This is a genomic window from Pseudomonas sp. RIT-PI-a, assembly GCF_001187875.1.
Classification (GTDB): Bacteria; Pseudomonadota; Gammaproteobacteria; order Pseudomonadales; family Pseudomonadaceae; genus Aquipseudomonas; species Aquipseudomonas coleopterorum.
On record NZ_LGIR01000033.1, the window covers coordinates 173,709 to 185,620 of the forward strand.

Genomic DNA, 11,912 nt, shown 5'->3' on the forward strand with positions numbered 1-11,912 from the left:
AGCAACGGCGATTACAAAACGTTACGCCTGGTGGGCAGTGACGTAATCGATGGCAGCTTGAACGGTGGTGATTTTCTCGGCTTCTTCGTCAGGAATCTCGGTTTCGAATTCCTCTTCCAGAGCCATCACCAGCTCAACGGTGTCCAGGGAATCGGCACCCAGATCTTCAACGAAGGAAGAAGAGTTGGTGACCTCCTCCGCTTTGACGCCCAGTTGCTCGGCGACGATCTTCTTGACGCGTTCTTCGATGGTGCTCATACCTTGTTTTCACTCCTAATGGACATATGTCAGGCGGCTGGCCGGTACGTAAGTTTATAGAAGAAGCTCGGCTTTTCAAACTGAAAGCGTCACTGCCACCCTACGCGAGCCCGCCACCTAGAATTCGGATGCAGCTTTATAACGGATTTTGGATGCCGGGTAAGACATTTTTTTGAAGCCATCCGTCACAATTTTCGTTACATGTACATGCCGCCGTTCACCGGAATTGTAGCGCCGGTCACGTAGGCAGCACCGTCGGAAGCCAGAAAACCGACCACTTTGGCGATTTCGTCGGCCTGCCCCAAACGACCCAGCGGAATCTGCACCTGCAGGGATTCACGCTGCGCTTCAGGCAGTTCGCGGGTCATGTCGGTGTCGATGAAACCAGGCGCCACCGAGTTCACGGTGATCGCGCGCGAACCCACTTCACGGGCCAGGGCACGGCTGAAGCCTTCGAGACCGGCCTTGGCTGCGGCGTAGTTTACTTGGCCGACGTTGCCCATTGCACCCACAACCGAGCCGATGCTGATGATCCGGCCCCAACGTGCCTTGGTCATGCCACGCAGTACGGCCTTGGACAGGCGGAACAAGCTGTTGAGGTTGGTATCGACCACATCATGCCATTCGTCGTCTTTCATGCGCAGCATCAGGTTGTCGCGGGTGATACCGGCGTTGTTGACCAGAATCGCCGGCGCGCCGAACTGCTCCTGAATCTTGGCCAGGGTGGCGGCCACCGATTCGTCGCTGCACACGTTGAGTTCCAGGCCGGTACCTTCGATACCATGCTCCTTGAGCGTGGCGGCAATGCGCGCGGCGCCGCTCTCGGAGGTGGCGGTACCGATGACGGTGGCGCCCATGCGACCCAGTTCCAGGGCAATCGCCTGGCCAATGCCACGGCTTGCGCCAGTGACCAGTGCAACTTTACCTTGCAGGCTCATGCAAGTTCTCCTTGATCAGGCTTGCGCCGCGCGAGCGGCAGCGAAAGCTTCGGGGGTGTTCAGGTTTTCGGTGCTTACGCCATCGGCGCAGCGCTTGTTCAGGCCAGCCAGGACCTTGCCCGGACCGCACTCGACCAGACGTGGTGCGCCCTGGGCTGCCAGGTACTGCACGGTTTCGACCCAGCGCACCGGTTTGTACAGCTGCTCGAGCAGGTCGCGCTTGAGGGTTTCGAGATCGGCCGGTACGCCGGCACTGACGTTCTGTACGACCGGGATCTGCGGCGTCTGCCAGTCGATGGCGTTGATCGATTCGGCGAAGCGTTCGGCAGCCGGCTTCATCAACGCACAGTGCGACGGCACGCTGACTGGCAATGGCATGGCGCGCTTGGCGCCCTTGGCCTTGCACAATTCGATGGCACGGGCAACGGCCTGTGCGGCACCGGCAATCACTACCTGGCCCGGGGAATTGAAGTTGACTGCACTGACGACTTCACCCTGCGCAGCTTCGGCGCAGGCAGCCAGCACATCGGCGTCTTCCAGGCCGAGAATGGCCGCCATGGCGCCCTGCCCGGCCGGCACGGCTTCCTGCATCAGTTGGCCACGACGCTCCACCAGCTTGACCGCATCGGCCAGCGACAGGCAGCCAGCGGCAACCAGCGCGCTGTATTCGCCCAGGCTGTGGCCAGCGACATAGGCCGGACGCTCGCCACCCTCGGCCAGCCACAGGCGCCACAGCGCGATGGAGGCAGCGAGGATGGCAGGTTGCGTCTTGTCGGTCTGGTTGAGGCTTTCGACCGGGCCTTGCTGGACCAGCGCCCAGAGGTCATAACCCAGGGCGTCGGACGCCTCCTTGAAGGTGTCCATGACCAGAGGGTACTGTGCGCCCAGTTCGGCCAGCATGCCGAGCGACTGGGAACCTTGCCCCGGGAAAACGAATGCGAGGGATGCAGACATTGAACAAGCCCTTGTGTGATCTTGTTGCCGAAAATTTCGACGCCGGAAGCGTACCCGGCGCGCTGAACTCAGAGTTGGATAACCTATGCCCGCTCGTGGTCACATTCAAGCACTGGGGGCCAGGCATGCCTAAAGCAGCATCTGCGCCAACCGCCCGTGCAGGCGCTGGGGCAGGTTTTCACGAATCTCGTCGCGTGCACGGTCTATCGCGCACTGCAAGCCCTCCACGCCCGCGGCGCCGTGGCTCTTGACCACGATACCCTGCAGGCCGAGGAAACTGGCACCGTTGTAGCGCGCCGGCGCCAGATCGGCCTGCAAGCGCTTGAGCAGCGGCATGGCCAGGGCGCCCACGGCCCGCGCCATCAGGCTGCTTTGAAACAACGCCTGAACGCGTTCGGCAAACATCCCGGCCAGCCCCTCGTTGGACTTGAGCAGGATGTTGCCAACGAAACCGTCGCACACCACCACATCGGCCTCGCCTCGGAACACACCGTCGCCTTCGATGAAGCCGGTGTAGTTCAAGCCCTGCGCCTTGCGCAGCAGACTTGCCGCCAGCTTGACCTGCTGGTTGCCCTTGATGTCCTCGGTACCGACGTTGAGCAGCGCCACCCGTGGCCGTTCGACACCCAGCGCTTGAGCGGCCACCGACCCCATCACAGCGAACTGATACAGATGCTCGGCGCTGCAATCGACATTGGCGCCCAGATCGAGCAGCTGGCAGTAGCCTCCCCGCGTGGGGATGGCGGCCATCATCGCGGGGCGGTCGATACCGGGCAAGGTCTTGAGCAGGTGCCTGGACAGCGCCATCAAGGCCCCGGTATTGCCCGCGCTGACCACGGCCTGAACCTGCTCGTCGCGCAGCAACTGCAGCGCCACCCGCATCGAGGAATCGGGCTTGCCGCGCAACGCCTGTGACGGGCGCTCGTCCATGCCGACCACTTCGCTGGCGGCAGCGACGTGCAGGCGTGAGCGATCCACCGCCGGCTGGCTGGCAATCAGTTCTTCAAGGAGTTGAGGGTGACCGACGAGGGTCAGGTGCAGCGAGGGCGTAGCGGACAGGCAGGCAAGGCTGGCCTGAACAATGCTGCGGGGACCGAAGTCCCCGCCCATTGCATCAATCGCGACGGACTGAGCGGACAAGATTTACTCGTCAGCGCCCTTGTCGATCACTTTACGGCCACGGTATACGCCTTCTGGCGATACGTGGTGACGCAGGTGCACTTCACCGGTGGTCTTTTCGACCGACAGGGTGCTTGCCTCGAGTGCGTCGTGCGAACGGCGCATGTCACGGGCAGAGCGGGATTTTTTGTTCTGCTGAACAGCCATAATTGATTAACTCCTAAACGTTTGGGTCACGCTTTAACTGCGCCAATACACTGAACGGGTTGGACCGCGTTACCTCGTCCTCGCTCGGATCGGGATCATCTGCTCCCGCCGGCTGCTGGCATTCTTCCGGATGATGAGCAGGCACGATGGGCAAGGCGAGCAACAGCTCCTCCTCGACCAGCGCCTGCAGATCCAATGGATCTTCGCCCAGTTCCAGCACGTCATAACCTTTCGGTAACGACTGGGTGTTCGCACCCTCCTTCACCACGGCGTAACTGCATTCGCTGTGGATCGGCAGGGTTACCAGCTCAAGACAACGCTGGCAAACCATCTTGACTTCGACGTCCAGGCAGCTGTGGATGACCACGGCCTTGCGTTCGTCTCGTTCGAAGATGAATTTGGCCTGCACCGTACCGACGTTGTCGGAAAGCGGGTCGCAGAGTCTCTCCAAATCGGCCAACTGCAGCGAACCTTCAAGGGTTACGCCACGATCTGCCAATTTGCGCGGGTCAACGTGAGGTGGAATCGGTTCATTCAACATAGGCGCAGCATTCTAGGGACGCCCCCCTCGCCTGTCAAAGGAAATTCGGGCCTGGGTGCGTGATAGAGTGGCCGTTCATCCACAGGAGCCTGCCATGCCCGCCCTGCTACTTGCTTCCAGCTCGCCCTACCGCCGCGAACTGCTGTCGCGGCTGCGTCTGCCGTTCACCTGCGCCTCGCCTGATATCGATGAAAGCCACCTGCCAGACGAGCCGGCGTGCGCCCTGGTCAAGCGCCTGGCTGAACAGAAGGCCAGGGCACTGTCGGCCGCCCACCCCGGGCATCTGATCATTGGTTCGGATCAGGTCGCAGTGTTGGGCGAGAGAATTCTGGGCAAGCCGCTGGATTTCGAGCGTGCGCGCGAACAGTTGATCGCGGCCAGCGGTGCATCCGTCACGTTTCTCACCGGTCTGGCGCTATTGAATGTGGACAGCGGCGAGTGTCAGGTCGATGTGGTGCCGTTCACAGTGAACATGCGCCGGCTCTCGACCGTAGCCATCGAGCGCTACCTGCTGGCGGAAAAGCCCTATGACTGCGCCGGCAGCTTCAAGGCCGAAGGGCTGGGCGTGAGCCTGTTCCAGAGCACCGAAGGCCCGGACGCCACCAGCCTGGTCGGCCTGCCGCTGATCCGCCTGGTGGACATGCTGCTCAAAGAAGGTGTGCAAATCACTTGAGTCCTGCAGGGCGATCACGATCGCCTTAGCGGGCAGAGGGCCCGCGAAAGGGCCCTTGACCGCACCGCACAACCTCAGCGCAGACTCGGCCCCTGGAACCCCATCCACATGGCGATCTGATCGGCAACGCTGGCACCCAGCTTTTTCGAGAAACGGTCCAGCGGCGACTCCTTCACGGTGAAGTCGACCATATCCTTGGCGCCGATCACGTCACGGGCAACCATACTGCTACTGCCCAAGGCATCGACCAGGCCCAGCTGCAGCGCCTGCTCGCCCGACCAGATCAGCCCGGAAAACAGCTCCGGATGCTCCTTGTCCTTGAGTCGATCGCCACGCCCGGCCTTCACGCTGTCGATGAACTGCCGATGGGTCGTGGCCAGAACGCCCTTCCAGAACTCGGTCTCATCGGCGCGCTGTGGCTGGAACGGATCCAGAAAGGCCTTGTGCTCACCCGAGGTATAGGCGCGTCGCTCCACGCCCAGTTTTTCCATGGTGCCGACGAAGCCGTAGCCCGCCGCAGTCACGCCGATGGAGCCGACCAGGCTGGATTTGTCCGCATAGATCTGATCAGCCGCGCTGGCAATGTAATAGGCCCCGGAGGCGCCCAGGTCGGCGATCACTGCATAGACCTTGATGTCCGGGTGCTCACCGCGCAGGCGACGGATCTCGTCATATACGTAGCCGGATTGCACCGGGCTGCCGCCAGGGCTGTTAATGCGCAGGATCACGCCTTTCACCTTGGTGTCTTCGAAGGCGCTGCGCAGGCTGCCGACGATGTTGTCCGCGCTCGCCGCTTCCTTGTCGGCAATCACGCCGCGTACGTCGATCACGGCGGTGTACCCGGATGCACCACTGGTGGCGGCCTTTTCCATGTCCAGCAACGGCGAAAACAGCAAGATCGCGCCGAACAGGTAAATAAAGGTCAAGAACTTGAAGAATATGCCCCATCGACGTGCGCGGCGCTGCTCCTGAACACTGGCCAGCAGAGTCTTTTCCAGCAATCGCCAGCTTTTCTCGTCGCCGATCGGGGCGCTGTCTTCTTCGCTGCGCGGCGCTTTCCATTGGTCAGACATTTTCTACTCCTTATGCAAGGCCACGCGCACCGGCGCGGCGACTGTCCAGCCACTGCGGCAGTTGATCGAACGACTCGATACACAGCTGCGGCTCGTATTGCCGCAGCACGTCCAGCGGCAAGGCGCCATAACCCACTGCGACGCTGTGCATGCCGGCATTGCGGGCCATCAATAGATCGAACGAGGCATCGCCGACCATCAGCGAACGCTCAGGCCCCACCTCACAATGGCTCATGATCTGCTCAAGCATCAGAGGATGGGGTTTGCCGCGGGTTTCATCGGCCGCCCGGGTGATGTCGAAAAAGTCCTCCCAGCCGTGGGCCTTGAGCACACGGTCCAGCCCTCGGCGCGCCTTGCCGGTGGCCACCGCAAGGCGGTAACCCTGCTCGCGAAACCCGAGCAAGGCCTCGCGGACCCCGGGATACAACAAGGAAGGACTAGCGTCCAGGGCCATGTAGGCATCGGCATAGTGATCGCGCATAGCCATCACCTGTACGTCGTCGAGCTGGGGATACAACACGCTGATGGCTTCCGGCAAGGCCAGGCCGATGATGCCCTTGACCGCCTCGTCACTGCAGGGCGGATACCCCGATGCCGCCGCTGCGGCGTGCATGGCCTCGACGATCCGGCCGATGGAGTCGCACAGGGTGCCATCCCAGTCGAAAATCAGCAGTTTGTAATCAGCTTGCACTCAGTCGCTCCACGGTCTTGGCCCAGACCTCGTCGACCGGTGCCTCGACCTTCAGCTCGCCGCCATCGGGCAGCGGCACGGTCAGCGCGTAGGCATGCAGGAACAGCCGCTTGCCGCCCAGGTCGCGAATCTCCTTGGAAAAGTTCTCGTCGCCGTACTTGGTATCGCCCGCGATCTCGTGACCGGCGTGCAGGGCATGCACACGGATCTGATGGGTGCGCCCGGTGATGGGGCGTGCTTCGACGATGGTCGCGAAGTCGCCGAAGCGACGCAGCACCTTGAACAGGGTCAGCGCTTCCTTGCCTTCTTCGTTGATCTCGACCATGCGCTCGCCGGAGCGCAGGTTGCTCTTGAGCAAAGGCGCATTGACCTGTTTCTTGGCAGTCGCCCAATGCCCTCGTACCAGGGCCATGTAGCGTTTGTCGACACCGTCGCCACGCAGCGCAGCGTGCAGGTGGCGCAGCATGCTGCGCTTCTTGGCGATCATCAACAGGCCGGAGGTGTCCCGGTCCAGGCGATGCACCAGCTCGAGCTCCTTGGCATCGGGACGCAACTGGCGAAAGGCTTCGATCACACCGAAGCTCAGGCCACTGCCGCCGTGCACGGCAATGCCTGCCGGCTTGTTCAGCACGATCAGCGCCTTGTCTTCGTAGACGATGGCGTCCTCGAGACGCTGCAGCAGCCCTTGCGCCACCGGCACCGGCGCGTCGCGCTCGGGCAGGCGCACCGGCGGCACGCGCACGATGTCGCCAGCCTGCAGCTTGTATTCCGGCTTGATGCGCCCTTTGTTCACTCGCACTTCGCCCTTGCGCAGGATGCGATAGATCAAGGTTTTGGGCACGCCCTTGAGCGCCGTGATGAGGAAGTTGTCTATGCGTTGGCCGGCAAGTTCCGGCGCAACCTCGATCAGCTGAACGCCGGAGGTTGGGGGAGTAGTAGTCGTCATGGCCGCGATCATAACAATTTTTTATGGATTTGAAGCACTTAATGATTGCTGCTATAGTCGCGAACGCCGCCATAAGCGGCTGGGCAGCGGACAAGCGGTTATGAACCAGCCCTGACCAACGCAATTCTCGAGGACGCGAGGCCGTCCTACGGGGCTTTTGCCAGTTACGGAGTATTTGAGGGCAACGCCCGCGCAGGTGCGAGAAGGCCGATGAAAGCCCAGGAACCCCGGCATACCGGACACCTTCCTGCCTTTGTTCGACGCCACTCCCGCTTCGCAGTCGCTCTCACCCAGTTCAGGCACAAGCTTCGGAAACCCAACGCCTTAGTCATACAGGGCGAACTTTACGAATTGAAGTTCGCGATATTGCCAACCCGTTGCGGATTCAGCGCACGGCAGCACCCGAATTATCAGGGATACGTGTAGGGTGGAGATGCACAACCGTCGGACCGTGTAGTACCGCGTCACGGCAGGAAGCAGCCTCAGGCACTTCTGCCATGCCGGTCTTGAACAAGACGCTCAAGGGCGTCCACGCCAGACGATTGATTCCTCCTCCTGACTGAGTGCTTTTGACACCACAGCAAGCAGGACGCGTCGTCGCGGTTCCGCCCCTGTTGGGCAGATATCGCTGGACACTGCAGTGGCCTAGGCCCTGTTGACGCACCTGACACCGACCGTGAGAAGTCGTGTGTGCCGAACGCCGTTTCCGGCAGCCCGGAAACCGACGGTACTACATGAAAAGAATGCTGATTAACGCAACTCAACCCGAAGAGTTGCGTGTTGCCCTGGTAGACGGCCAGCGCCTCTACGACCTGGACATCGAGTCCGGCGCCCGCGAGCAGAAGAAGGCCAACATCTATAAAGGCCGCATCACTCGCATCGAACCCAGCCTTGAGGCCGCCTTCGTCGACTTCGGCTCGGAACGCCACGGCTTCCTGCCCCTCAAGGAAATCTCCCGCGAATACTTCAAGAAAAACCCTGAAGGCCGCGTCAACATCAAGGAAGTCCTGAGCGAAGGCCAGGAAGTCATCGTCCAGGTCGAGAAGGAAGAGCGCGGCAACAAGGGCGCAGCCCTGACCACGTTCATCAGCCTGGCCGGTCGTTACCTGGTGCTGATGCCCAACAACCCACGGGCCGGCGGCATCTCCCGTCGCATCGAAGGCGAAGAGCGCAACGAGCTGCGCGAAGCACTCAATGGCCTGGTGGCTCCGGCCGACATGGGCCTGATCGTCCGCACTGCCGGCCTGGGCCGCAGCAGCGAAGAGATGCAATGGGACCTGGACTACCTGCTGCAACTGTGGACCGCGATCAAGGAAGCCTCCCTGGACCGCTCCGCGCCATTCCTGATCTATCAGGAAAGCAACGTCATCATCCGCGCCATCCGCGACTACCTGCGCCAGGACATCGGCGAAGTGCTGATCGACAGCGTCGAAGCCCAGGACGAAGCCCTGACCTTCATCCGCCAGGTGATGCCGCAGTACGCCAGCAAGATCAAGCTGTACGAAGACAGCGTCCCCCTGTTCAACCGCTTCCAGATCGAAAGCCAGATCGAAACCGCCTTCCAGCGCGTGGTCGAACTGCCTTCCGGTGGCTCGATCGTCATCGACCCGACCGAAGCACTGGTGTCCATCGACATCAACTCGGCGCGCGCCACCAAGGGCAGCGACATCGAAGAAACCGCCCTGCAGACCAACCTCGAAGCCGCCGAAGAGATCGCTCGTCAGCTGCGCTTGCGCGACATCGGCGGCCTGATCGTCATCGACTTCATCGACATGACCCCGGCCAAGAACCAGCGCGCCGTGGAAGACAAGGTCCGCGAATCACTGGAAGCCGACCGCGCCCGTGTCCAGGTGGGTCGTATCTCCCGCTTCGGCCTGCTGGAAATGTCCCGTCAACGCCTGCGCCCTTCGCTGGGCGAAAGCAGCGGCATCGTCTGCCCACGCTGCAGCGGCACCGGGATCATCCGTGACGTCGAATCGCTGTCGCTGGCCATCCTGCGCCTGATCGAAGAAGAAGCCCTGAAGGACCGCACTGCCGAAGTCCGCGCCCAGGTGCCGATTCCAGTCGCTGCCTTCCTGCTCAACGAAAAACGCAATTCGATCACCAAGATCGAACTGCGCACCCGCGCCCGCATCGTGATCCTTCCGAACGATCACCTGGAAACGCCGCACTTCGAAGTGCAGCGCCTGCGTGATGACAGTCCGGAAGCCCACAGCGGCCAGTCCAGCTACGAAATCGCCGCTGCTGCCGCTGAAGTCGAAGAGGTCCAGCCAGCCGCTGCCACTCGCACCCTGGTTCGTCAGGAAGCGGCGGTGAAAACCGCGCCGACCCGCACCGCTGCCCCCGTTTCCGCGGAAGAAGCTGCCCCGGTGGCTGCTGCAGCACCGACGCCGGCGCCTGCTCCCCAGATCGCCGAACCAAGCCTGTTCAAGGGTCTGGTCAAGTCCCTGGTCAGCCTGTTCGCCACCAAGGAAACGCCTGCCGCTCCGGTGGTCGTCGAGAAGCCTGCCGCCACCGCCCCCGAGCGCCCGGCGCGCGAAGAGCGTCGCAACGGTCGTCAGCAGAGCCGCAACCGCAGCAGCAATCGCCGCGACGAAGAACGCAAGCCGCGTGAAGATCGCGCACCGCGTGAAGACCGCGCCGCCCGCGAAGACGCACCCGCCGCACGTGAAGAACGCCCTGCCCGCGCGCCTCGCGAGGAACGCCAGCCGCGCGCTCCGCGTGAAGACCGCCGCCCACGCAACGGTGGCGACGACGCACCACGGGTACGTGAACTGCGCGAGCCTCTGGACGCACCGACCGCTCGCGAAGAACGCCCAGCCCGCGAAGAGCGTGCTCCACGTGAAGAGCGCGTGACCCGCGAAGAGCGCGCTCCTCGTGAGGAACGTGCACCACGTGAAGAGCGCCCGGCCCGTGAAGAACGCGCACCACGCGAGGAACGTCCGGCCCGTGAAGAACGCCAGCCTCGCGTCGCCCGCGAAGAACGCGCAGCGCATCCGGAACAGGCATCCGAAACCGACGCCGACACTGCCGAAGACGTGCTGAACAACGAAGAGCTGCTGCAGGACGACAACCAGGAAGGCAACGACGGCGATCGTCCGCGTCGCCGCTCCCGTGGTCAGCGTCGCCGCAGCAACCGTCGCGAACGTCAACGCGATGCCAACGGTGACGTGATCGAAGGCTCGGAAGAGTCCAACGAGTCGACTACCCAAGGCGAGTCCAACGGTGCAGCCCTGGCCGCCAGCGTTGCCGTCACAGCCGCAGTCGCGGAAAACGCCATCAGCGCTTCTGCCGAAGCCCAGGCCCACGAACAGGCCGAACAGGCCAATCGCAGCGTGCAACCTGCCGCTGCCCAGGAAGCCGACGCTGAAGGCGAAAGCCTGGCTGCGCCGGAAATCGTCGCCACCGCGCCGACTGCCGAAGCCGCCGTCGAGACGCCGGTTGCTATCCCCGTCCAGGCGGACAGCCCTGCCGAAGTCGAACGCCCTGCAACGGTCTCGGCACCTGACACCTGGGCGGCGCCTGCCAACGAAAGCGCTGCACCTGTGGTCGAGCAACAGCCCGTCGTCGAAGCAGCCCATCCTGCCGAGACCCACGAGCCAGTGCAGCAGGACGTCGCCGAACCGGTGGAAGTAACGCCTCCGTTCGACACCACCCCTGCGCCGATCAGCCAGCCCGGCGCCGACGTCGAAGTTGACGCACCGGTAGTCGTCGATCCTGCACAGGTCAACGAGCCTGCGCTCCAGCCGCGCGCCGTGCCAGCCGCCGAAGAAGTGCCTTCGTTGCCTGCCGAGCCTGCCCTGCACCAGATCAGCGAACCTGCTGCTGTGGAGCCGTCGACTGTCGAACCAGTCGCGGCCGAACCTGCCGCCGTCGAGCCTGTGACGGTAGAACCGGTCATCGCGCCGGTTGCCGAACCTGCTCCTGCGAGCGAGCCTGTGGTGGTTGCACAACCCGAGCCGCTCAAGGAAGCCGAACCGGCACCGGTGCTGCCGAGCAACGGCCGTGCGCCCAACGATCCTCGCGAAGTGCGTCGTCGCAAGCGCGAAGCCGAGGAAGCAGCGAAGCTCGCCGCGCTCAAGCCTGAAACTGAAGTATCGAGCGCTGCTGACAGCGCGCAAGGTACTCAGGACGAGCCCAAGCCACTGGTGTAATCACTGCGTGTGAATCAGCCCCCGCCGCCCACGCGCCGGGGGCTTTTTCTTGCCTGCCGCTCAGATATCCGGGCTGATTTGAAGCTTAATGCATCTAATGCGTTGACAGCCTGCCAGGTATCTGTAGAATGCGCCTCCACAGACGCGGGATGGAGCAGTCTGGTAGCTCGTCGGGCTCATAACCCGAAGGTCGTCGGTTCAAATCCGGCTCCCGCAACCAAACATCGGAAGGGCCACTCTATAAACGGGTGGCCTTTTTCGTATGCGCTCGAAAAAGCCAATAGCCACCTAACGAAGGCTGCGCGCGAGCAATGTGAAAATTGCTTTACAGTTGGCCAGGCGCCGGTCACCCACGGCG

At 62.7% G+C, this 11,912-nt stretch carries 11 protein-coding genes and 1 tRNA gene; 3 read left to right on the forward strand and 9 right to left on the reverse strand.

All coding sequences use genetic code 11. The annotated features are described in order from the left end of the window. Nucleotides 1-21: 21 nt before the first annotated feature. From acpP to AC788_RS19760, 6 genes are all read right to left on the reverse strand, one after another. Nucleotides 22-258, reverse strand: a complete 237-nt coding sequence (gene acpP / locus AC788_RS19735; RefSeq protein ID WP_049862239.1) for an acyl carrier protein — start codon at nt 256-258, stop codon at nt 22-24. A gap of 197 nt (nt 259-455) precedes the next feature. Continuing rightward, on the reverse strand, nt 456-1,196 hold the full coding sequence (fabG, locus tag AC788_RS19740) for a 3-oxoacyl-ACP reductase FabG (RefSeq protein WP_049862240.1): 741 nt from the start codon (nt 1,194-1,196) through the stop codon (nt 456-458). A gap of 15 nt (nt 1,197-1,211) precedes the next feature. After that, entirely contained in the window at nt 1,212-2,150 is a 939-nt protein-coding gene (gene fabD, locus AC788_RS19745; RefSeq protein WP_049862241.1) for an ACP S-malonyltransferase, read from the reverse strand. A gap of 129 nt (nt 2,151-2,279) precedes the next feature. Continuing rightward, a complete protein-coding gene (plsX, locus tag AC788_RS19750) occupies nt 2,280-3,290 on the reverse strand; it encodes a phosphate acyltransferase PlsX (RefSeq protein ID WP_082223729.1) in 1,011 nt (336 codons plus the stop codon). A gap of 3 nt (nt 3,291-3,293) precedes the next feature. Beyond that, complete coding sequence (gene rpmF, locus AC788_RS19755) at nt 3,294-3,476, reverse strand: 50S ribosomal protein L32 (RefSeq protein ID WP_003179396.1); 183 nt, start codon at nt 3,474-3,476, stop codon at nt 3,294-3,296. A gap of 13 nt (nt 3,477-3,489) precedes the next feature. Continuing rightward, nucleotides 3,490-4,017 (reverse strand): YceD family protein, encoded by a 528-nt coding sequence (locus tag AC788_RS19760; protein WP_049862243.1) that lies wholly within the window; start codon nt 4,015-4,017, stop codon nt 3,490-3,492. A gap of 94 nt (nt 4,018-4,111) precedes the next feature. Here AC788_RS19760 and AC788_RS19765 point away from each other — a divergent pair, with 94 nt between their 5' ends. Then, nucleotides 4,112-4,690, forward strand: a complete 579-nt coding sequence (locus tag AC788_RS19765) for a Maf family protein (RefSeq protein ID WP_049862244.1) — start codon at nt 4,112-4,114, stop codon at nt 4,688-4,690. Between the two features lie 74 nt (nt 4,691-4,764). Here AC788_RS19765 and AC788_RS19770 read toward each other — a convergent pair whose 3' ends face one another. From AC788_RS19770 to rluC, 3 genes are read right to left on the reverse strand one after another with little or no spacing between them, the layout of a single operon-like run. Continuing rightward, on the reverse strand, nt 4,765-5,763 hold the full coding sequence (locus AC788_RS19770; RefSeq protein ID WP_049862245.1) for a S49 family peptidase: 999 nt from the start codon (nt 5,761-5,763) through the stop codon (nt 4,765-4,767). Between the two features lie 10 nt (nt 5,764-5,773). After that, on the reverse strand, nt 5,774-6,454 hold the full coding sequence (locus AC788_RS19775; RefSeq protein ID WP_049862246.1) for an HAD-IIIA family hydrolase: 681 nt from the start codon (nt 6,452-6,454) through the stop codon (nt 5,774-5,776). Then, entirely contained in the window at nt 6,444-7,400 is a 957-nt protein-coding gene (gene rluC, locus AC788_RS19780; RefSeq protein ID WP_049862372.1) for a 23S rRNA pseudouridine(955/2504/2580) synthase RluC, read from the reverse strand. Before rluC ends, AC788_RS19775 begins: the two co-directional genes overlap by 11 nt. Nucleotides 7,401-8,134: 734 nt before the next feature. Here rluC and rne point away from each other — a divergent pair. Both rne and AC788_RS19790 read left to right on the forward strand, forming a co-directional pair. Further along, entirely contained in the window at nt 8,135-11,554 is a 3,420-nt protein-coding gene (rne, locus tag AC788_RS19785) for a ribonuclease E (RefSeq protein ID WP_082223730.1), read from the forward strand. A gap of 143 nt (nt 11,555-11,697) precedes the next feature. Beyond that, nucleotides 11,698-11,774, forward strand: a tRNA-Met gene (locus AC788_RS19790). The last annotated feature ends 138 nt before the right edge of the window (nt 11,775-11,912 follow it).

Coding starts and splice junctions, on each gene's coding strand:
- acpP (WP_049862239.1), bottom strand. CDS start 258: ATGAGCACCATCGAAGAACGCGTCAAGAAGATCGTCGCCGAGCAACTG.
- fabG (WP_049862240.1), bottom strand. CDS start 1,196: ATGAGCCTGCAAGGTAAAGTTGCACTGGTCACTGGCGCAAGCCGTGGC.
- fabD (WP_049862241.1), bottom strand. CDS start 2,150: ATGTCTGCATCCCTCGCATTCGTTTTCCCGGGGCAAGGTTCCCAGTCG.
- rpmF (WP_003179396.1), bottom strand. CDS start 3,476: ATGGCTGTTCAGCAGAACAAAAAATCCCGCTCTGCCCGTGACATGCGC.
- AC788_RS19760 (WP_049862243.1), bottom strand. CDS start 4,017: ATGTTGAATGAACCGATTCCACCTCACGTTGACCCGCGCAAATTGGCA.
- AC788_RS19765 (WP_049862244.1), top strand. CDS start 4,112: ATGCCCGCCCTGCTACTTGCTTCCAGCTCGCCCTACCGCCGCGAACTG.
- AC788_RS19770 (WP_049862245.1), bottom strand. CDS start 5,763: ATGTCTGACCAATGGAAAGCGCCGCGCAGCGAAGAAGACAGCGCCCCG.
- rluC (WP_049862372.1), bottom strand. CDS start 7,400: ATGACGACTACTACTCCCCCAACCTCCGGCGTTCAGCTGATCGAGGTT.
- rne (WP_082223730.1), top strand. CDS start 8,135: ATGAAAAGAATGCTGATTAACGCAACTCAACCCGAAGAGTTGCGTGTT.